Origin of the sequence: Mycobacterium sp. IS-3022 (assembly GCF_001500065.1) — a bacterium.
In the GTDB taxonomy this organism is placed as follows: Bacteria; Actinomycetota; Actinomycetes; order Mycobacteriales; family Mycobacteriaceae; genus Mycobacterium.
This window is the reverse complement of sequence record NZ_LQIN01000034.1, coordinates 1-19,054: the sequence shown is the minus strand read 5'-3', so window position 1 is coordinate 19,054 and position 19,054 is coordinate 1. Positions and strand designations below refer to the sequence as shown.

Genomic DNA, 19,054 nt, shown 5'->3' with positions numbered 1-19,054 from the left:
TAAGGACGGGGCCTGATGGCACGAACCATGGGCTTAGTGGAACTGACCCTCTTCGGTCGAACCCGCCAGCGCGGTCGTCGACGAGTTCGGGTCGACGGTCGTGGCGATCCGGTCGAAGTAGCCGGCACCGACCTCACGCTGGTGCTTGGTGGCGGTGTAACCCCGCTCCTCGGCGGCGAATTCGCGCTCCTGCAGCTCGACGTACGCGGTCATCTGGTTGCGGGCGTAGCCGTAGGCCAGATCGAACATCGAGTAGTTCAGGGCGTGGAAGCCGGCCAGCGTGATGAACTGGAACTTGAAGCCCATCGCGCCGAGCTCCTTCTGGAACTTCGCGATCGTCGCGTCGTCGAGGTGCTTCTTCCAGTTGAACGACGGCGAGCAGTTGTAGGCCAGCATCTGGTCGGGGAACTCGGCCTGGACGCCCTCGGCGAACTTCTTGGCAAGCTCCAGATCCGGGGTGCCGGTCTCCATCCAGATCAGGTCGGCGTACGGCGCGTAGGCCTTGGCGCGCGCGATGCACGGCTCGATGCCGTTCTTCACGCGGTAGAAGCCTTCCTTGGTGCGCTCACCGGTGATGAACGGCTGGTCGCGCTCGTCGACATCGGAGGTGATCAAGGTCGCCGCCTCGGCGTCGGTCCGCGCGATGACGACGGTCGGCACGTCGGCCACGTCGGCGGCCAGGCGAGCCGAGGTCAGGGTGCGGATGTGCTGCTGGGTCGGGATCAGCACCTTGCCACCGAGGTGACCGCACTTCTTCTCCGACGCAAGCTGGTCCTCCCAGTGCGAGCCCGCGACACCGGCGGCGATCATCGCCTTCTGCAGCTCGTAGACGTTGAGCGCACCACCGAAGCCGGCCTCGCCGTCGGCGACGATCGGCACCAGCCAGTTCTCGACCGAGGTGTCGCCCTCGACCTTGGCGATCTCGTCGGCGCGCAGCAGCGCGTTGTTGATGCGACGCACCACCTGCGGCACCGAGTTCGCCGGGTAGAGGCTCTGGTCCGGATAGGTGTGCCCGGACAGGTTCGCGTCTCCGGCGACCTGCCAACCCGACAGGTAGATGGCCTTCAGGCCGGCACGCACCTGCTGGACGGCCATGTTGCCGGTCAGCGCGCCGAGCGCGTTGACGAACTCCATGTCGTGCAGCTGGTTCCACAGCACCTCGGCACCGCGGCGGGCCAGCGTGGCCTCCTCGACGACGCTGCCCTGCAGCGCGACGACGTCCGCAGCGGAGTACTCGCGGGTGACGTTCTTCCAGCGCGGGTTGGTGTCCCAATCCTTCTGGATCTCCTCGGCGCTCTTCGGCTTGCCAACGCTTGACATGGTGCTCCTTCGAATCTGTTCACTTCGCTGCGGCGCCGCCGGAGTACCCGGCTTGTTAACGCCTAAACGGTCTTGCCGTTCCGCTGTTATGAGGATGCCTCACGCTGTTAGCGCAGGTCCAGCCAATTCCCCTGCCAAGTTTCGCCAACGGCTGCCGCAATCTTGCAAAGTTTGCAAAGGCAGTCGTTGCCTTAACCGGTTCAGAAGTTACCGGCGAGTAGTGGATTTCCGCAGGTCAGTACGCCCGTACTGTTAACCCATTGCTTGTCAGAGAGTGAAGATGCAGGCAACCGCTTTGGCCTCTTCGCCGACCGCGTATGTGAGCGTTGTAACAGTGCGGTCGGCCAGCTCCGGACCGAATTGATCCGTCGACCCGGGTGGGTGGACGTGGCTGAGGATCTCCATCTTGTCGCCCAGCGCGACGGCCGCATCGTGCTCGATCGTCACCCGCAGCGGATAACCCGTGCGCTCGGGGTGATGGTGAAGGTAGTCCTCGACGACCGACCAGTAGACCGAGTTGTTCATGTGGTCGAAGATGTCGATGTCGCTGACCCGGATCGGGTAGTCGCTGATCTCGTCGGCGTCCTCGCGGCTGCCCGCCGACAGGTACGCCTTCCACCGCAGCCGGTCGACGTCCGTCGTGCGCCGCAGGCCCTCGAGGAAGTCATCGGAGATGCGCGCCGGCCCCTGCGTCTCTCGGTTGATGTTGATCCAGAACGCCTCGGATTCGATGAGCCCGCCTTTGCGCCCATCGATGCGGACCCTCATCTCGCACCACCGGTTCGACGTGCCCGAACACCAGCGGCGCAGCCGGAGCATGTCTTGGAACTCGATCGGGCGGATCATGTCGATCATCGTGCGGCGCACGATCCACAACGGGTGGGTCTCCTGAAAGCCCATCTCACGCAACTGGTCCGAACCGATGTCCTGGATGTGACGCGTGGCGGCGTCGAACTTGAGCCGGCCCTGCCGATCCACGTCGGCGACCCGCAGCGGCCATTCGATGTCGAACACATCGGGGTGCGGGTCAGGGACGGGCATCATGGCCTTCGCCAGGCCCTGCCCAACCCCGGGGCCAAGCTTGGTGCTCACGAAGGCCGATCCTGCCACAGCACCCGATCTGCCAACAATGCGAAGACCACCTTTGCACCGTTGCTACGCTGGTTGACGTGGCGAAAACGTTCGTCGGCGCCCGCGTTCGACAACTTCGCAGCGAGCGCGGATTCAGTCAGGCCGCCCTGGCGCAGATGCTGGACATCTCGCCGAGCTACCTCAACCAGATCGAGCACGACGTGCGGCCGCTGACCGTGGCGGTGCTGCTGCGCATCACCGAGGTGTTCGGCGTCGACGCCACGTTCTTCGCCTCACAGGACGACACCCGGCTGGTCGCGGAGTTGCGCGAGGTCACGCTGGACCGGGACCTCGACATCGACGTCGACCTGGGCGAGATCGCAGATTTGGTGGCCGCACACCCCAACGTGGCCCGCGCGATCGTCGCCCTGCACCGCCGCTATCAGTTGGCGACCACGCAGTTGGCGGCGGCCACCGAGGACCGGTTCTCCGTCGGCAGCGGTTTCAGCTCGGGGTCGGGGTCGATCACGATGCCGCATGAGGAAGTGCGCGACTACTTCTACGAGCGGCAGAACTACCTGCACGAGCTCGACACCGCCGCCGAGGACCTCACCATCCGGATGCGGATGCAGCGCTCCGAGCTGGCCCGCCAGCTGTCGGACCGGCTGACGATGGTGCACGGCGTCCGCATCTCGCGCCGCACCGACCTCGGCGAGACGGTCCTGCACCGATACGACCCGGCGACGAAGACGCTGGAGATCAACAACCACCTGTCGTCGGGGCAGACGGTGTTCAAGATGGCCACCGAGTTGGGGTATCTCGAATTCGGCGACCTCATCGACAAGCTCGTCGAGGAAGGGAAGTTCACCAGCGAGGAGTCGACGCGGTTGGCGCGACTGGGCTTGGCCAACTACTTCGCAGCCGCAATGGTGTTGCCCTACGCGCAGTTTCACGACGTCGCCGAGAACTTCCGCTACGACGTCGAGCGGCTCTCGGCGTTCTACTCGGTCAGCTATGAGACCATCGCGCATCGGCTTTCGACGCTGCAGCGGCCTTCGATGCGCGGGGTGCCGCTGTCATTCGTCCGCGTCGACCGTGCGGGCAACATGTCGAAACGTCAGTCCGCCACCGGTTTTCACTTCTCGTCCAGCGGTGGCACCTGTCCGCTGTGGAACGTCTACGAGACGTTCGCCTACCCCGGCAAGATCCTGGTGCAGGTGGCACAGATGCCCGACGGCCGCAACTACATGTGGGTGGCGCGCACGGTCGAACGCCGCGCGCAGCGCTACGGTCAGCCGAGTAAGACGTTCGCGATCGGGCTGGGCTGCGAGCTGCGGCATGCGCACCGGCTGGTCTATTCGGAGGGACTCGACCTCTCCGGCGAGGTTGCGACGCCGATCGGCGCGGGCTGCCGGGTCTGCGAGCGAGACAACTGCCCGCAACGCGCCTTCCCCGCACTCGGGCGCGCACTCGACATCGACGAGCACCGCAGCACGGTCTCGCCCTATCTGGTCAAGCAGCCCTAAACTCGCTGTGGTGAGCGAACTCGAGTCGGCACGCATCGCGCCCGGTGGTATCAAAGAACTCGGCCCCCTCAACTGGGCAATCGCCAAGCTCGGCGCGCGCGCCATTCGTGCGCCCCGGTTCAGCCTGTTCAATGTGCTTGGCCAGCACCGGCTTCTGTTCCTGGCGTGGCTGCCCTACAGCGGGATGCTGCTGGGCCTGTTGAGCAAGCTGCCGGTGCGCGACGCCGAGACCGTGATCCTGCGCGTCGGGCATCTGCGCGACTGCGAATACGAACTGCAGCAGCATCGCCGGCTGGCCCGCACCCGCGGCATCGGCCCGGACCTGCAGAAGAAGATCTTCGAGGGGCCCGACGCCGAGGGGCTGACCGACCGTCAGCGTGCGTTGATCACCGCCACCGACGAGTTCGTCGTCACCCGGGGCGTCTCGGCAGAGACTTGGGCGGTGCTCGCCAGACACCTCACCAGAGCACAGCTGATCGAGTTCTGCATGCTCGCCGCCCAGTACGACGGGCTGGCCGCCACCATCACCACTTTGAAAGTGCCGCTGGACTTTCCGGACTGACCGCCGCGCTGCATCCACGCTCGTGCGGAAAATCCGCTAGAGGTAGGTGATGCCGAGCACGATCAGCGACAGCAGCACCGGTGAGACGGGCAGCCCCCACAGGAACGCAGCCCACACTTCGCTCTTGCGCTCATAGGATCGCCGCCCCAGCCACGCGGCCACCGCGCCGCCGACGAACGACACCGCGGCCACGACGAGCACCCACGTGCTGACGTCCGACGTGGCGGTGGCAAGCGAAATACCGGCCAGCCACAGGACGTGGCCGACCACCAGTCCGCCGATGCCGGCGACCCAAATCGCTCTCAAAAGTTGATCATGTGGCCGAGCAGCCCGTGGAAGCACTCCTGCAGGGCCTCGGACATGGTCGGGTGCGTGTGCACGTTGCGGGCCAACTCGGTCGCGGTCAGGTCCCACTTCTGCGCCAGGGTCAGCTCCGGCAGCAGTTCGGAGACGTCGTGGCCGATCAGATGGCCGCCGATCAACTCGCCGTACTTGCCGTCCGCGATCAGCTTGACGAAGCCGCTGGGGTCGCCGGCGCCGTGCGCCTTGGCGTTCGCGGTGAACGGGAACTTCGCGACCTTGACGTCGTATCCCTCGTCGCGGGCCTGCTCCTCGGTGAGGCCGAAGCTGGCGACCTGCGGTTGACAGAACGTCGCACGCGGCAGCATCCGGTAGTCCCCCAGCGGCAGGGTTTCGGCCCCGGCGATGGTTTCGGCGGCGACGACGCCCTGGGCCTCGGCGACGTGCGCCAGCTGCAGTTTGCCGGTGACGTCACCGATCGCGTAGATGTGCGGCACGTTGGTGCGCATGTAGTCGTCGATACCGATGGCCTTGCGCTCAGTCACGGTGACGCCGGTGTTGTCCAACCCGTAGCCCTCGATGTTCGGCGCGAAACCGATTGCCTGCAGCACCTTTTCGGCCTTGATCTCTTGCGAGTCGCCGTCCTTGCTGACCGTGACGGTGACGTCACCGCCGCTGTCGTCGATCGACTCCACCTTGGTGCCGGTGAGGACTTTGACCCCGAGCTTCTTGAACTGCTTCTCGATCTCCTTGGAAACCTCGGCGTCCTCGTTGGGCAGCGCGCGGGGCAGGAACTCGACGACCGTCACGTCGACGCCGTAGTTCTTCAGCACGTAGCCGAACTCCATGCCGATCGCGCCGGCGCCGGCGATGACGATCGACTTCGGCAGCTCGCGCGTCATGATGAGCTCTTCGTAGGTGACCACGTTCTCCGACAGCGACGTGCCGGGCACCAGGCGGGTGCTGCTGCCGGTGGCGATGATGATGTTGTCGAACTCGACGATCTCGGTGTCGCCCTCGTTCAGGTCGACTTCGAGCGTGTGGTCGTCCTTGAACTTGCCGTACCCGTGGATCTCGGTGATCTTGTTCTTCTTCATCAGGTAGTGCACACCTGCGACCCGGCCCTCGGCGACCTTGCGGCTGCGATCGAATGCCACGCCATAGTCGAACGTCGCCTCCCCGCTGATGCCGAACTGCTTGGCCTCCTTGGTGAAGATGTGCGCGAGTTCGGCGTTGCGCAGCAGCGCCTTCGACGGAATGCAGCCGACGTTTAGGCAGACGCCGCCCCAGTACTTGGGTTCGACGATGGCGGTGTTCAGTCCGAGCTGGGCGGCGCGAATGGCCGCGACGTATCCGCCGGGGCCTGCTCCGAGAACGACGACGTCATAGTGGGTCACGCCCCCACACTAATGGGCGTCGACGATCAGCCCAGCAGTGTCCTGCGGATCGCGCTGGATCGGCTTGGGCCACGGCGCCGGGCGCGGGCGTTGACGCACCTGCAGGGGCCACCAGAACCATCGTCCGAGCAGGGTGGCCACCGCCGGTGTCATCAGTCCCCTGATCACGAAGGTGTCGAAGATCAAGCCCAACGCGATCGTGGTGCCTACCTGCCCGATGACGATCAGATCGCTGACTGCCATCGTCGCCATGGTGAAGGCGAACACCAGGCCGGCGGCGGTGACCACGGGGCCGCTACCGGCCATGGCCCGGATGGTGCCGGTGCGCAGTCCGGCGCGGACTTCCTCTTTCATTCTCGACACCAGAAGCAGGTTGTAATCCGCGCCTACTGCCACCAGCACGATGATCCCCATCGGAAGCACCATCCAGTGCAACGGAATTCCGATGATGTGTTGCCAGAGCACCACCGACATCCCGAAAGCGGTGCCCAGGCTCAACGCCACGGTTCCGACGATGACCAGGGCCGCGACCAACGCTCGGGTGATGACCATCATGATGACGAGGATCAACAGCAGCGCCGCTGTGACCGCGATGAGCAAGTCGTAATCGGCACCCTGCTGCATATCGTCGAACATCGCCGCGGCGCCGCCGACGTAGACCAACGAACCTTCCAGCGGTGTGCCCTTGATCGCCGCAGCCGCAGCCTTTTTCAGTGGTTCGATGCGGGAGATGCCCTCCTCGGTCAGCGGATCACCCTGGTGAATGATGGTGAACCGGACGGCATGCCCGTCGGGCGACATCATCAAGTCCATGCCGCGGATGAAGTCGGCGTTGGTGAACGCTTCCGGCGGAACGTAGAAAGAGTCATCGTTGAGGGCTTCATCGAACGCCTCGCCCATCGCCGCGCTGTCTTCCTGCTGTTCCATGGTCTGGTCCTGCTGCGCCTTCTGAACCTGATACTGGTTCAGCATCATCTGGCGCTGGTTCTTCATCGACTGGATCATCCCCGGCATCACCGCGGTCATCTCCAGCGTCAGATCAGCCATCCGGTTGATGTCAGGAACCATGTCCTGGAAATCGTCGGACATGGTCGACATGCCGTCGAGGGTGTCGAAGATCGAACGCAGCGACCAGCAGACCGGGATATTGAAACAGTGTGGCTCCCAATAGAAGTAGTTCCGCATGGGCCGGAAGAAGTCATCGAAGTTGGCCAGGTTGTCGCGCACTTCCTGCAGGGTCAGGGAAGTGTCGCCCATCTTGTCGGCCATACTCCGCGACACCACCGACAACTCCCGGGTGATCGAGTTCATCTTCTCCATCGAGTCGATGGTGTGCTGCATCTCGTCGGCCTGGGCCATGATGTTGTCGATGACGCCCTGTTGATAGTCGTTGGACATGAGCTGGCCGACGCCTTGCTGGCCGATCATGTACGGGATCGTCGTGTGTTCGATCGGCTTGCCGTCGGGCCGAGTGATCGCCTGCACCTGGGCGATTCCCTCGACCCTCGACAAGGCCTTCGCGATTTTGTCGATCACCAGGAACCCCGCGGGATTTCGCAGATCACGGTCGGTTTCGACCATCAGCACATCGGGGTTCATCCTGGCCTCGGAGAAATGCCGGGTCGCGGCCGCGTAACCGACATTGGCCGAGATGTCGTCGGGCAGAAACAGCCGGTCGTTGTAGGTCGTGTGGTAGCCGGGCAAAGCCAGCAGGCCGACCAGACATGCCGCGAGGGCGATCACCACGCACGCACCCGGCCAGCGAACGGTCGAGGTGCCGATCCGACGCCACGCCCGGGTTGACGACTTGGCCCTGGGCTCCAGCACGTTGCCGAACCGACTGACCACCGAGATCAGCGCCGGACCGAACGTCAAGGCCACCACGATGCCGAACACCATCGCCACGGCCATCGGGGAGCCCATGCTCTCGAAGTACGGCAACCGGGTGAAGTTCAAGCAGAAGGTAGCTCCCGCGATGGTCAACCCGGACGCCGCCACGACGTGGGCGGTCCCGTGAAACATCGTGTAGTACGCCGATTCTCGGTCCTCACCGGACCGGCGCGCCTCCTGGTATCGGCCGACCAGAAAGATTCCGTAGTCGACGGCCGTGGCGATGGTCAAGGTGACCACCAGGTTGGTCGCGAAGGTCGTCAGGCCGAAGACGCTGTGGTAGCCCAAAAAAGAGATCAACCCGCGTGCGCCGAGCAATCCCATTGCGAGCATGCTGAGCAGCACCAGCGTCGTGGCGATGGACCGGTAGATCACCAACAGCATGACGACGATGACGCCGAAGGTGAGCAATTCGATCGTCCGCATGCTCTTGTCGCCGACGGCGTTCTGATCCGTCGTCGTGGCTGCCGCACCGGTCACGTACACCTCGACACCCGGCGGCGTCGGGTGTCTCACGACGATGTCGCGAACGGCGCGCACCGACTCGTTGGCCAAGGTCTCGCCCTGGTCCCCGGCGATGTACACCTGGGTGTAGGCGGCCTTTCCGTCGACGCTCTGCGCGCCGGCTGCGGTGAACGAGTCAGACCAGAGGTCCTGCACGTACTGCACGTGGTCGGTGTCAGCGCGCAGATCGCGGACCATCTGTTCGTAGAACTCGAGCGCTTCGGCGCCCAGCTTGTCCTCGCCCTCGAGCACGACCATCACCGAGCTGCTGGTGTCGTACTCCTCGAACGTGGTGCCGACGCGCTTCATCGCGATCATCGACGGCGCGTCCTGGGGACTCATCGAGACCGCGCGCTGCTTGCCCACCACTTCCAGCTGGGGCACCGCGGTGTTGAGGAAGCCGATGATGACTACCCAGGCCACGATGATCGGCAGCGCGAAGAGCCGGATCAACCGCGGAAGCCATGGCCGCTTCGGCCGGGCGATCGGGTTGGCGTCCGTCGGCGCGTCGTCGACTGGGGCGCTCACGCGGACTTCACCAAACAGAAGGTCTGGGCGTTCACGCCCGAAGCCGTCTTTTCATCCTTGACCTCGTCGTCCACGGTGATCCGGCAGGAAATCGACTGGCCGTCGGTTTGGGCGATGACGTTCGGCGCCACCGATGGCGCCGTGGTTTCCAACGTCAGGGTCCACGGCAGATTCACGGTTCCGGCGCGCACCGGCTTGCCGTCAAGATCCAGGTAGTTGACCACGGCGGTTCCCGAACCGAAGACCTCATAGGTCACCACCTTGGGAATGAACTTCTCCGCGGTGTCCGCGCCGATCGGCGTCACCAGGACGGGCTCGGCACCGAACACCGTCCGCAGCTGCGACACCGCGAGATAACCCGCCGACACCGCAGCCACGATCATGACGGGGAGCCAAAAGCGCATGATCACCTTCAACACCGACGTGCCCCCGGCTTCATACCAGCCGGCACGGGCAAGGCGCGGAATCGATCGACGGCAGTCAAAGTGCTGGCCTTTCGGCATTGTGACGACCCCGATCTTGAAGGGGTGCTAGTCAGACAAGCTAACGAACGAAGCGGACAAGGTCAATCCGCTTTACTGTGCTGCGCATTACACTCGGCCGGATGAACGCGGGTGAGACCGAGTCGCGGCCGGGCCCCCGGCCGCTGCGTAAGGACGCCGAACGCAACCGCAATCGCGTCCTGCAAGCCGCCCGGGAGTTGTTCGCGGCCAAGGGATTGGAGCCCAATCTCAATGACGTCGCGCACCACGCCGGCGTGGGTGTGGGCACGGTGTACCGGCGGTTCGCCACCAAAGACGAACTCGTCGAGGCGGTGTTCGTCGACGGTTTGGACCAGCTCACTGCATTGGCCGAAGCCGGGCTGCGACATGAGGACGCGTGGGAGGGCTTCGTGTGGTTCGTCGAGCACATGTGCGAGATGACCGCGACCGATCGAGGTCTGCGCGAAATCGCCTTCAGCAAGACCTATGGCGGCGACCGAGTGATAGCGGCACAAGATCGCCTTCACCCGGTGGCCACGAGACTCGTCGAGCGAGCGCAGATCGACGGCCGCCTCCGTTCGGACATCTCCCCCACGGACATGCCGATCATCAGCCTGTTGGCCGGAATGGTCAGTGAGTTCGCCGGCCACGTCGACACCAATCTGTGGCGTCGCTACGTCGGTATCCTGTTGGACGGCATGCGTTCTCACGCTGAGAACGAGCCGCTGCCGGTGAGGGCGCTGGACGACGAAGGCTTCGACGCGGCGATGCGGACATGGGAGCCCGCCGGCCGCTAGGGCACTACGGGGCGAGGCTCAGTAAGGGATCAGCCCCACGAAACAGCGGCTGGCCCATTCGCAGTAGTAGAGACCGTGCAGTACCGCCGCGCCGGCCACCGCCCCCAACGGCGCCGACATGACCGCAATCGCCAGTGCCGTCACAACCGGTCTGTTCGGCGCCATGGCGAGGAGCAGGCCACCCACCGTCGACGTGATGACGAATACCAGCACGACGAATACCGGCGCCGTCTTGTCGATCGAGTGGTACCACCAGTGGTAGAGGCCCCAGCCGGCCGCTGCGGAGAGCGCCCAGACGCCCGCCACGACGAGCACGAACTGCCACCGCTTGAGGTACTGATAGTTGCCCGGGACCACGACCGGATGCGCCGGAACGGGTAACGGCTCCGAGGGAACCTGTTCGACGACGGCGCTCAGCGCTTCGAACTCGTCTGTCTGGAACGTCGGCGTATACGGCTGCGTCGGATCGCCGGGCAGTGTGTCGGTTCGTTCAGGCACCGTGCACCGCCTGGATCGCCACCAGCACACCGAACCAGCCGGGCGCGATCGCGAGGACGAACGCGCCGACCGTCGTCACCCAGCGCCGACCGGACAACAGAATGGCCAGCATGCCGAGCACAACTGGCACGCCGACGACGAGCGCAACGACGACGTCGGGCCGGATGGCCGCGTCGACCACCAGCGTCGAGGCGATCCCGAGGATCAGCCCCACCGCTGTGCCGACGAGGAGGGCACTGGTCAGCAACCACGCCCGAGGCAGCGGGATCACGAACACGAGGTTACGCGGATAGTCCCCGCCGGCCCGTCAGCCGCTCGGCGCGTCAGGTATCGGACACGCATCAATTGCGTCAACGTCAATCACGATGTGGGTGTCCGACGGCGGCGGCCGCTCACCGCGCGCGAAAGCCGCACCCGTGATCGTCTGTTGCTCGGCCAGCAATCGGTTCTCGGCGTCGGTGAACGCCCGGCCGCGGGACAGGAACCGCACGCCCTCCGGCGCCTCGACGCTGAAGCCGCCGCCCCTTCCGGGTACGACGTCGATCACCAGCTGGGTGTGCTTCCAAGCGTCGAACTGCGGTCCGGAGATCCACACCGGCACGCCTTCTGGTTGGACGGGCAAGCCCACGTCGAGCACCGCGAGAAGCACGTCGCGGTCGCCGACGACGAACTCGCCGTCGGGGTAGCACATCGGCGACGAGCCGTCACAACACCCGCCGGACTGATGGAACATCAGCGCGCCGTGGCGGTCCTGAAGGCGACGCAGCAGGTCGGCGGCGGCCCGGGTGATCAGCGCCCGCGGCGGTGCCCCCGCGCGATTCAGGTGTCCGAACAGTCGCTCACCGACTGTTTCGACACCGAAATCGTTCATCAGAAGAAGCCCTGCGCCTTGTTGCTGTAGGACACCAGCAGGTTCTTCGTCTGCTGATAGTGGTCGAGCATCATCCTGTGGTTCTCGCGGCCGATGCCGGACTGCTTGTAGCCGCCGAACGCCGCGTGCGCGGGATACACGTGATAGCAGTTCGTCCAGACGCGGCCCGCCTTGATGTCGCGACCGGCCCGGTAGGCGGTGTTGCCGTCGCGGGACCAGACACCGGCGCCCAGCCCGTAGAGGGTGTCGTTCGCGATGGCGATCGCGTCGTCGTAGTCGGTGAACGACGTGACGGCGACGACGGGCCCGAAGATCTCCTCCTGGAAGATCCGCATCTTGTTGTCGCCCGCGAAGATCGTCGGCTGAATGTAGTAGCCGCCGTTGAGATCACCGCCGAGTTCGGCGCGCTCGCCTCCGGTGACGATCGTGGCGCCCTCGGACTTGCCGATCTCGATGTAGGACAACACCTTTTCCAGCTGATCGTTGGACGCCTGCGAACCGATCATCGTCTCGGTGTCCAGCGGATCGCCCTGCCGGACGGCCTTGGTGCGGATCGCGGCGAGCTCGAGGAACTCGTCGTAGATGTCGGCTTGAATCAGGCTGCGCGACGGGCACGTGCACACCTCGCCCTGGTTGAGGGCGAACATCGTGAAACCCTCCAACGCCTTGTCCTGATAGTCGTCGGCGGCCGCCAGCACGTCGGAGAAGAAGATGTTCGGGCTCTTGCCGCCGAGCTCCAGCGTGACGGGTATCAGGTTCTGCGACGCGTACTGCATGATCAGCCGGCCGGTGGTGGTCTCGCCGGTGAACGCGATCTTGGCGATCCGGTTGCTCGACGCCAGCGGCTTGCCCGCCTCGAACCCGAAGCCGTTGACGATGTTGACCACACCCGCGGGCAGCAGGTCGCCGATCAAGGACATCAGATAGAGCATCGACGCCGGCGTCTGCTCGGCGGGCTTGAGGACGACCGCGTTGCCCGCCGCCAGCGCAGGTGCGAGCTTCCACGTCGCCATTAGAATCGGGAAGTTCCACGGAATGATCTGGCCGACGACGCCGAGGGGTTCGTGGAAGTGGTAGGCGACGGTGTCGTCGTCGATCTGGCTCAGCGAGCCCTCCTGCGCGCGGATGGCCCCGGCGAAATACCGGAAGTGATCGACGGCCAGTGGGATGTCGGCATTGAGCGTCTCGCGGATCGGCTTGCCGTTGTCCCAGGACTCGGCCAGCGCCAGCGACTCGAGGTTCTCCTCGATGCGGTCGGCGATCTTGTTGAGGATGTTGGCGCGCTCGGCGGGGGCCGTCTTACCCCACGCGGTCGCGGCGCCGTGCGCGGCGTCGAGGGCCTTGTCGATGTCGGCTTCGGTGGAGCGCGGCACCTCGCAGAACGGCTGTCCCGTCACCGGCGTCGGGTTCTCGAAGTACTCCCCCGAGGCCGGTGGAACCCATTCACCGCCGATGAAATTGCCGTACCGAGACTCGTATGACATCAGGGCATCTGCCGCGCCGGGGCGGGCGTAAGCGGTCATCAGAATCTTCTCCTCTTCGCGCAATCGCTCATCAGTGACTCCCAAGTCGGCGAGATACAGCTCACACTACCGCCGTACAGTCAGCGTCGGACGGCCTCGACCCGAGGAGGAAACGATGTCTGAGGTGGACCCAGCCCGGGAGGCGCTGCGTCACTGGAGCGCGGTGGCGCGAGCTTGGGACGCATACCGTGACCGCGTCTTCGAAAGCGTGCGGCCGGTGTCGAATTGGCTGATCGAGCACGTCGACCCGCAGCCCGGTCAGACGCTGTTGGAGCTGACCGCGGGCCCGGGCGAAACCGGCTTCCTTGCCGCGCCCCGGCTCGGTTCTGGTGGGCGCCTGATCTCGAGCGACTTCGTGCCCGCAATGGTGGAGGCCGCCCAACGCGGGGCGGCTCGGCGAGGTCTGGACAACGTCGACTGTCGCGTCATCGATGCAACGCAGATCGATCTGCCCGACGACAGCGTCGACGGCGTCCTGTCGCGGTTCGGGCTCATGCTGATTCCCCAGCAGGAGCTGGCGATGCGTGAGATCCGACGGGTGCTGCGCCCCGGCGGGCGGTGTGCGTTCGCCACCTGGGGCCCGCTAGACCGCAACCCGTGGATCATGCTGATCGTGACGGCGCTGCTGCAGAACGGCCACGCGCCGCCGAGCGACGCGTTCGCCCCGGGCGGGATGTTCTCGCTCAGTACCTCCGAGACGGCCTCCGCGCTTGCGGCCTCCGGAGGCTTCACGGAGGTGATCGTCGATGAGCTCACCGGGATCATGCGATTCGAAAACCCCGATGACTACTGGGCTTACAACACGTCGCTTGCGGGCCCGATCGCGGAGTTGGTCGGCTCGCTGACCGACGAGCAAGTCCGCGCCGTCCGCGACGCTGTCGGACCGGCTCTGGCTGGTTTCGAGCGTGACGGTGGTTTGGAGCTGTCCTGGCACGCCGTCGTCACGAGCGTCGCGTGACGCACGACCCGTATCTCTGGCTCGAAGAGATCACCGGCGACGCAGCGCTCGACTGGGTCCGCAAGCACAACGCGCCGACCCTCGCTCGCTTCGGCGGTGACCGCTTCGAGCAGATGCGCGCCGAGGCTTTGGAGGTGCTCGACACCGACGCACGCATCCCGTACGTCCGCAGGCGTGGCGACCACCTCTACAACTTCTGGCGCGACGCGGACAACCCGCGCGGCCTGTGGCGGCGCACGACGCTGGAGAGCTACCGCACCGAGCAGCCGCAGTGGGACGTCCTGATCGACGTCGATCAGATCGCGGCCGCGGACGGCGAGAATTGGGTGTGGGCCGGCGCGGAAGTGCTCGAGCCGGACTTCTCGCTCGCGCTGGTCGAACTGTCCCGCGGCGGCGCCGACGCCACCGTGGTTCGCGAATTCGACATGACCACATGGCAGTTCGTCACCGACGGTTTCGAACTGCCGGAGGCCAAATCGAGTGTGACGTGGCAGGACCGCGATACCGTGCTGGTCGGAACGGACTTCGGGCCCGGCTCGTTGACCGACTCCGGTTATCCGCGGATCGTCAAGCGCTGGCGACGCGGCCAGCCGCTGTCCGACGCGCAGACACTGTTCGAGGGCGAGGCGACCGACGTCAGCGTCGGATGCGGTTACGACGCGACACCGGGCTTCGAGCGGTTGCTGATCACGCGGTCGTTCGACTTCTTCAACCGGCACCGCTACGAGTTGCGCGGCGACACGCTGATCGAGATCGACGTCCCCACAGATGCCGGCATTTCCTGGCACCGCGAGTGGTTGCTGATTCGGCCCCGCACCGATTGGACGGTCGGGTCGACGACGTACCGTGCGGGTTCCCTACTGGCCGCGAACTACGCCGAATACCTCGACGGCGCAGGCGAACTGCATGTGGTGTTCGAGCCCGACGAGCACTCCAGCCTGGACAACTACGCGTGGACCCGTGACCGCCTCGTGCTCGTCACGCTCGTCGATGTGATCAGCCAGGTGACGGTCGTGACACCAGGGACCTGGGAGCGAGCCGAGATCCCCGGAATTCCGCCGAACACCAACACCGTCCTGGTCGACGTGGACGAGTACGGCGACGAAATGTTCCTCGACGCCAGCGGTTTCGACACACCGTCGCGGTTGCTGTGGGGCCGCGCCGGCGATGCGGTCACCGAGGCCAAGCGCGCCCCGTCGTTCTTCGACGCCGCAGACCTCGAGATCAGCCAGCATTTCGTCGCCTCCGCGGACGGCACCATGATCCCCTATTTCGTTGTGGGGCATCGGCACAATCAGGCGCCTGGACCGACCCTGCTGAGCGGGTACGGTGGCTTCGAGGTGGCCAATACGCCGAGCTATGGCGGCGTACTCGGCAGGCTGTGGCTTAGCCGCGGCGGCACCTTCGTGCTGGCGAACATCCGCGGCGGCGGTGAATACGGACCGACGTGGCACACCCAGGCCATGCGGGAGAACCGGCACCTCGTCTATGAGGACTTCGCCGCTGTCGCAGAGGATCTCGTTGCGCGCGGCATCACCACCGTCGAGCAACTCGGCGCGCAGGGCGGCAGCAACGGCGGGCTGCTGATGGGCGTGATGCTGACGCGGTACCCGGAGCTGTTCGGCGCGCTGGTGTGCAGCGTCCCGCTGCTGGACATGCGACGGTTCCATCTTCTGCTTGCCGGCGCGTCCTGGATGGCCGAGTACGGGGATCCGGACGATCCCGACGACTGGGAGTTCATCTCGAAGTACTCGCCCTACCAGAATATTTCGGTGGACCGGCGGTACCCGCCGGTGTTGATCACGACCTCGACGCGCGATGACCGGGTGCACCCCGGTCACGCCCGCAAGATGACCGCCGCGCTGGAGGATGCCGGTCATCCGGTCCACTACTACGAGAACATCGAGGGCGGGCATGCGGGCGCTGCGGACAACGCCCAGACCGCGTTTCGCTCGGCGTTGATCTACGAGTTCCTGTGGTCGGTGCTCAGCTGAGCAACTGGTCGCCGAGGAACCGGTCGGGGCCGGTGACGCCTGGCAGGATGAAGAAGAACCCGCCGCCGACCGGCATGATGTACTCCTCGAGCGGTTCGCCCTTGAGCCGCTTGGCAACCGTGAGGAAGCCCTTCTCAAGGCTGCGCTGGTAGGCGATGAATGCGAGCCCCTGGTCGAGTCGGCCGGCGCCGTCGAAGCCGCGTGAGTAATTGAAACCCCGCCGCAGAATGAGATTTTCGTCCGTCGCGGGGGTGCGCGGGTTCGCCAGCCGGATGTGAGCGGTGAGCGGTATTCGCTTGCCTTCGGGATCTTCTGGATAGTCAGGGTCGGTGAACTCGCCGGTCAGTCCGAGCGGCGCGCCACTGACCTTGCTGCGCCCGATCAGCGCCTCCTGCTCGACGAGTTGCGTGCGGTCCCAGAATTCGACGAACATCCGGATGATGCGGATGGCCTGGTAGGAGCCGCCGACCGCCCACTCCGGTTCGCCGTCCTGCGGGCCCACCCAGACGTGGCGATCCATGATCGCGTCGTCGTGAACGTCGAGGTTGGCCGTTCCGTCCTTGAAACCCAAAAGGTTTCGCGGCGTTGCGGCCTCGGATGCCTGGCCGGCGCCGATGCCCCTGGCGTAGCCGTCGACCATCCACCGCAACACCAGGTCACTGCGGGTGCGACGCATCAGCTGCCGCAGGGCGAAGATGACGGTGTCGCTGTGACCCGCTTCGATGATGATCGACAGATCACCGTGCGACAGTTTGGGATCCAGCCGGTCGTTGGCGATGAACGGCATGGTGACCAATTCCTTGGGCTTGCGGTCGGCCAGCCCGAAGCGCTCATCGAACAGCGACGCCCCGACACCGACGACTATCGCCAGGTTGTCCGCGGGCGGCTGCTCGCCCAGGATGCCGGAGTCGACGGGCGGGTAGGCCGGATCGCGGGGCTCCGGCGGCTTGCCCGCCATGAGCGCGCGGATCTCTTCGGTGAGGTCCTGCAGGGCGCGTTTCAGGCTGTCGCGGTCCTTCGACTGCACGTTGAACGATGCGACCAGCCCCTGCTCCGGGATGGGCAAGGCGGTGATACCGGTCTGGTGCGGACCGTCGAACGGGACGAAGGCCGCTGCGGGCGCGGTGGGCGTCTCGGGGTCCGAGGAACACCCGGCGAGGACCGATCCCGCTCCCACCACGGCACCGGTGCCCAACGCGCCGGAGATGAATCCTCGCCGCGAGAGTCCCGAGCGACCTTCGGTCACTGCAGCTTCAGCACTCCAGACACCTGCGACAGGTTCTCCGACAGCCCGGCGAGCTCTGCCTTCAGCTTGTCGATCACGTCGGGTGTCACAGTGACCTCGGGGCAGCGCGGTGACGGGTAGGGATCGTTCTCGGTGCAGAACAACACCCAGCCGTCACCACGGCGCAGTGGCGCCAAGGTTTCGAACACCGAGTTGATTCCGGCATCGATCTTGCCCAGCAAGGCCGGATCGGCTTGTACGAGTGCGGGATTGAGCTTGCCGACGGCGTCGCGCGCCCCCTGCAGGTTGGCGTCGAAGTCCCACAGGTCCGTCTTGGAGTAGCGGTCCTCCTCGCCGGTGATCTTGCCCTCGGACACCTCCTCGATCAGCTCCGCGGCGCCGTTGGAGACGTCGACCGGCTTGACCTGAACCGACGGGAATTGCGCCTTCAGTGCGGCGACGTCCTTGTCGAGTTGATCGGCGAACGGTGCGCCGCCCTCGGTGGTGTTCTTTTCGAACAGCAGGTACTCGAGGCGGTGCCAGCCGGTGAACTGGGGGTCGTCGACACCGGCGAAGTCATCCACCCGAGCATCGATCTTGCGGTCGATCTCTTCGACCAGTCCGGCGATCGGCTCGATGCGTTCCCACGGTTGACGTGACGGCGCATACGCGTCCTGGGCGGCCTGGAGGTCTCCGGCCCGGACCGCGTCGGTGAATACCTTGACCACGCGCTGAAGTTCGTCGATGTTGCTCTGCACGTAGGCCTTGTAGTCGGCCGCCGCCTTGTCCAGCACGGCCGGATCGACCGCGGGGGCCGCGCTCGTCGTCGTGGTGGCCGTTCCACCGGCGGACGTCCCGTTGTCAGAGGAGTCGTCACCGGCGCATCCGGACAAGATCAGACCGGCTGCGGTTATCGGAACTGCCCAGGCGAGATAGCGGTTCATGTGCACCTCTGCGTTCGGAGAGGCTGAACATAACACCCAGCGAACGCCCGGAGGATAGCCACACCTAAAAATTCAGCTTCGCGGACCGCGTCGAGAAAGGACATGACGGCCGGTGATGGCCGAGGGGTTCAGGAAGCCGTCAACTGGTTTGGCGTTGACGCGGTGTCGGCCGTTGGGCGACTCAGTTGGGCGGTGGTGGGGGTTGGGGTTCGAAGGGGTTGTACCACCACCAGTCGGCGCGTTCGCCGAGGGGTCCGCGCCAGGGTGGGACTGTGGGTGGGGGTTGGGTCGGGGGCCGGGCCAGTGATGCGTTGGTCAGCTCCCGCCCGGCGTTGTCGGTGACGGTCAGCTGGCGGGCGGGTCCGGTGATGGTGATCTCGCCGCGGTGATGCATCCGGTGGTGATAGGGACACACCAGCACCAGGTTGTCCAACTCGGTCGGCCCGCCGTCTTCCCAATGCCGAAGGTGATGCGCGTGCAGACCGCGGGTCGCTTCGCAGCCGGGCACCACACACGTCGAATCGCGGTGCTCCAGCGCGCGGCGTAGCCGGCGGCTGATCTGGCGCGTGGTGCGCCCGGCGCCGATCAGCTGCCCGCGGCGTTCCAGCCACACCTCACAGCTGGCATCACACAACAGGTATTGGCGGTCGGCATCAGAGAGCAG

18 protein-coding genes are annotated in these 19,054 nt (G+C 65.5%); 5 read left to right on the top strand and 13 right to left on the bottom strand.

Going from position 1 to position 19,054, the window contains the following annotated elements:
* Positions 1-33: 33 nt before the first annotated feature.
* Both aceA and AU188_RS17145 read right to left on the bottom strand, forming a co-directional pair.
* Entirely contained in the window at positions 34-1,320 is a 1,287-nt protein-coding gene (gene aceA, locus AU188_RS17150; RefSeq protein ID WP_059164889.1) for an isocitrate lyase, read from the bottom strand.
* Between the two features lie 267 nt (positions 1,321-1,587).
* On the bottom strand, positions 1,588-2,364 hold the full coding sequence (locus AU188_RS17145; protein ID WP_059165022.1) for an acyl-[acyl-carrier-protein] thioesterase: 777 nt from the start codon (positions 2,362-2,364) through the stop codon (positions 1,588-1,590).
* A 125-nt stretch (positions 2,365-2,489) separates the two neighbouring features.
* Here AU188_RS17145 and ramB point away from each other — a divergent pair, with 125 nt between their 5' ends.
* Together ramB and AU188_RS17135 are read left to right on the top strand one after the other, a co-directional pair.
* Entirely contained in the window at positions 2,490-3,917 is a 1,428-nt protein-coding gene (ramB, locus tag AU188_RS17140) for an acetate metabolism transcriptional regulator RamB (RefSeq protein ID WP_059164888.1), read from the top strand.
* A gap of 10 nt (positions 3,918-3,927) precedes the next feature.
* Positions 3,928-4,479, top strand: a complete 552-nt coding sequence (locus AU188_RS17135) for a carboxymuconolactone decarboxylase family protein (RefSeq protein WP_059165021.1) — start codon at positions 3,928-3,930, stop codon at positions 4,477-4,479.
* 36 nt (positions 4,480-4,515) lie between these two features.
* Here the strand turns inward: AU188_RS17135 and AU188_RS17130 are convergent, their stop codons facing one another.
* From AU188_RS17130 to AU188_RS17115, 4 genes are read right to left on the bottom strand one after another with little or no spacing between them, the layout of a single operon-like run.
* On the bottom strand, positions 4,516-4,785 hold the full coding sequence (locus AU188_RS17130) for a hypothetical protein (protein ID WP_059164887.1): 270 nt from the start codon (positions 4,783-4,785) through the stop codon (positions 4,516-4,518).
* A complete protein-coding gene (gene lpdA, locus AU188_RS17125) occupies positions 4,782-6,176 on the bottom strand; it encodes a dihydrolipoyl dehydrogenase (protein WP_059164886.1) in 1,395 nt (464 codons plus the stop codon). Before lpdA ends, AU188_RS17130 begins: the two co-directional genes overlap by 4 nt.
* A gap of 9 nt (positions 6,177-6,185) precedes the next feature.
* The gene (locus tag AU188_RS17120) at positions 6,186-9,098 is read right to left on the bottom strand and encodes an MMPL/RND family transporter (RefSeq protein ID WP_059164885.1); all 2,913 of its coding nucleotides are present in this window, start codon (positions 9,096-9,098) and stop codon (positions 6,186-6,188) included.
* Positions 9,095-9,502 carry an MmpS family transport accessory protein gene (locus tag AU188_RS17115; protein WP_502687622.1) on the bottom strand — a complete coding sequence of 136 codons (408 nt, stop codon included), beginning with the start codon at positions 9,500-9,502 and terminating at the stop codon, positions 9,095-9,097. Before AU188_RS17115 ends, AU188_RS17120 begins: the two co-directional genes overlap by 4 nt.
* Before the next feature lie 200 nt (positions 9,503-9,702).
* Here AU188_RS17115 and AU188_RS17110 point away from each other — a divergent pair, with 200 nt between their 5' ends.
* Complete coding sequence (locus AU188_RS17110) at positions 9,703-10,377, top strand: TetR/AcrR family transcriptional regulator (protein ID WP_059164884.1); 675 nt, start codon at positions 9,703-9,705, stop codon at positions 10,375-10,377.
* Positions 10,378-10,395: 18 nt separating this feature from the next.
* On the opposite strand, the gene AU188_RS17105 is transcribed toward AU188_RS17110, so the two are convergent.
* Genes AU188_RS17105 through adh form a run of 4 tightly spaced genes read right to left on the bottom strand, consistent with a single transcriptional unit; the run spans position 10,396 to position 13,269 of the window.
* Positions 10,396-10,875: a hypothetical protein gene (locus tag AU188_RS17105; protein ID WP_059164883.1), complete on the bottom strand. Its 480-nt coding sequence runs from the start codon at positions 10,873-10,875 to the stop codon at positions 10,396-10,398.
* Positions 10,868-11,146 carry a putative holin gene (locus AU188_RS17100; RefSeq protein WP_059165019.1) on the bottom strand — a complete coding sequence of 93 codons (279 nt, stop codon included), beginning with the start codon at positions 11,144-11,146 and terminating at the stop codon, positions 10,868-10,870. Before AU188_RS17100 ends, AU188_RS17105 begins: the two co-directional genes overlap by 8 nt.
* 36 nt (positions 11,147-11,182) lie before the next feature.
* Positions 11,183-11,746 (bottom strand): DUF779 domain-containing protein, encoded by a 564-nt coding sequence (locus AU188_RS17095; RefSeq protein WP_082686673.1) that lies wholly within the window; start codon positions 11,744-11,746, stop codon positions 11,183-11,185.
* On the bottom strand, positions 11,746-13,269 hold the full coding sequence (gene adh / locus AU188_RS17090; RefSeq protein WP_059165017.1) for an aldehyde dehydrogenase: 1,524 nt from the start codon (positions 13,267-13,269) through the stop codon (positions 11,746-11,748). The genes AU188_RS17095 and adh overlap by 1 nt, the downstream gene beginning before the upstream one ends.
* Positions 13,270-13,384: 115 nt before the next feature.
* Between adh and AU188_RS17085 the strand changes: the two genes are divergently transcribed.
* Together AU188_RS17085 and AU188_RS17080 are read left to right on the top strand one after the other, a co-directional pair.
* Positions 13,385-14,227: a class I SAM-dependent methyltransferase gene (locus AU188_RS17085; protein ID WP_082686672.1), complete on the top strand. Its 843-nt coding sequence runs from the start codon at positions 13,385-13,387 to the stop codon at positions 14,225-14,227.
* Positions 14,224-16,221, top strand: a complete 1,998-nt coding sequence (locus tag AU188_RS17080) for a prolyl oligopeptidase family serine peptidase (protein ID WP_172799535.1) — start codon at positions 14,224-14,226, stop codon at positions 16,219-16,221. The genes AU188_RS17085 and AU188_RS17080 overlap by 4 nt, the downstream gene beginning before the upstream one ends.
* Here AU188_RS17080 and AU188_RS17075 read toward each other — a convergent pair.
* The 3 genes from AU188_RS17075 to AU188_RS17065 all read right to left on the bottom strand — a co-directional run.
* Positions 16,214-17,467: a Dyp-type peroxidase gene (locus AU188_RS17075; RefSeq protein ID WP_059164880.1), complete on the bottom strand. Its 1,254-nt coding sequence runs from the start codon at positions 17,465-17,467 to the stop codon at positions 16,214-16,216. The two genes, AU188_RS17080 and AU188_RS17075, sit on opposite strands and share 8 nt — an antisense overlap.
* Complete coding sequence (locus AU188_RS17070; protein WP_059164879.1) at positions 17,464-18,390, bottom strand: EfeM/EfeO family lipoprotein; 927 nt, start codon at positions 18,388-18,390, stop codon at positions 17,464-17,466. The genes AU188_RS17075 and AU188_RS17070 overlap by 4 nt, the downstream gene beginning before the upstream one ends.
* A gap of 181 nt (positions 18,391-18,571) precedes the next feature.
* The coding region (locus tag AU188_RS17065; RefSeq protein ID WP_156426731.1) for an HNH endonuclease signature motif containing protein at positions 18,572-19,054 on the bottom strand (483 nt) is incomplete at its 5' end.

What these genes read in the sequence shown, in the direction of transcription:
- AU188_RS17145 (WP_059165022.1), bottom strand. Translation starts at nt 2,364, where the DNA reads ATGATGCCCGTCCCTGACCCGCACCCCGATGTGTTCGACATCGAATGG.
- adh (WP_059165017.1), bottom strand. Translation starts at nt 13,269, where the DNA reads ATGACCGCTTACGCCCGCCCCGGCGCGGCAGATGCCCTGATGTCATAC.
- aceA (WP_059164889.1), bottom strand. Translation starts at nt 1,320, where the DNA reads ATGTCAAGCGTTGGCAAGCCGAAGAGCGCCGAGGAGATCCAGAAGGAT.
- AU188_RS17085 (WP_082686672.1), top strand. Translation starts at nt 13,385, where the DNA reads ATGTCTGAGGTGGACCCAGCCCGGGAGGCGCTGCGTCACTGGAGCGCG.
- AU188_RS17115 (WP_502687622.1), bottom strand. Translation starts at nt 9,502, where the DNA reads ATGCGCTTTTGGCTCCCCGTCATGATCGTGGCTGCGGTGTCGGCGGGT.
- AU188_RS17110 (WP_059164884.1), top strand. Translation starts at nt 9,703, where the DNA reads ATGAACGCGGGTGAGACCGAGTCGCGGCCGGGCCCCCGGCCGCTGCGT.
- AU188_RS17070 (WP_059164879.1), bottom strand. Translation starts at nt 18,390, where the DNA reads ATGAACCGCTATCTCGCCTGGGCAGTTCCGATAACCGCAGCCGGTCTG.
- AU188_RS17095 (WP_082686673.1), bottom strand. Translation starts at nt 11,746, where the DNA reads ATGAACGATTTCGGTGTCGAAACAGTCGGTGAGCGACTGTTCGGACAC.